The following is an 848-nucleotide window of genomic DNA, read 5'->3' as shown; positions in this document are numbered from 1 at the left end:
CCGGGCGAGCGAGGTGATCGCGATCTATCCGATCACCCCGGCGTCGGCTATGGGGGAGCTGGCCGATGCGTGGGCGGCGAAGGGCCGCCCGAACCTGTGGGGTGCGGTGCCCGAGGTCGTCCAGCTGCAGAGCGAGGGTGGTGCCGCCGGCGCGGTGCATGGGGCGTTGCAGGCGGGTGCGCTGTCGACGACGTTCACCGCCTCGCAGGGTCTCCTGCTGATGCTGCCCAACATGTTCAAGATCGCCGGTGAGCTCACGCCGATGGTTCTCCACGTCGCGGCCCGGACCGTGGCCACGCACGCACTGTCGATCTTTGGTGATCACAGCGACGTGATGGCGGCGAGGTCAACCGGTTTCGCCATGCTGTGTTCGGCGTCGCCGCAGGAGGCGCATGACCTGGCCGCGGTGGCGCAGGCGGCAACGCTCGAGTCGCGGGTGCCGTTCCTGCACTTCTTCGACGGTTTCCGCACGTCGCACGAGTTGAACGAGGTGGCGTTGCTCGACGACGGCACGCTGGGTGGTCTGCTGGCGGCCGAGCATATCGATGCCCATCGCCGCCGGGCGTTGTCCCCCGACCGCCCGGTGATCCGGGGCACCACCCAGGATCCCGACACGTTCTTCCAGGCCCGGGAGGCGTCGAACACGTTCTACGCCGCGGTTCCCGGGATTGTGCAGGGGGTGATGGACCGGCTGGCCGCGGCGACGGGCCGGGCCTACCGCCTGTTCGAGTATCAGGGTCATCCCGAGGCCGAGCGGGTCGTGGTCGTCATGGGGTCGGGTCGGTCGGCGGTGCGGGAGGCGGTCACCCGGCTGGTCGAGCGAGGCGAGCGGGTCGGGTTCGTCCAGG

1 pseudogene is annotated in these 848 nt (G+C 70.0%); it reads left to right on the top strand.

Annotation, left to right across the window (positions count from 1 at the left end):
• Positions 1 to 848 (top strand): annotated as a pseudogene (locus ACY45C_RS13245) (pyruvate:ferredoxin (flavodoxin) oxidoreductase); the annotation flags it as partial.

The sequence above is a fragment of the Frankia sp. CcWB2 genome, from assembly GCF_977927585.1.
The sequence above is the reverse complement of the archived record's forward strand: the minus strand, read 5'-3'. Positions and strand labels throughout refer to the sequence as shown.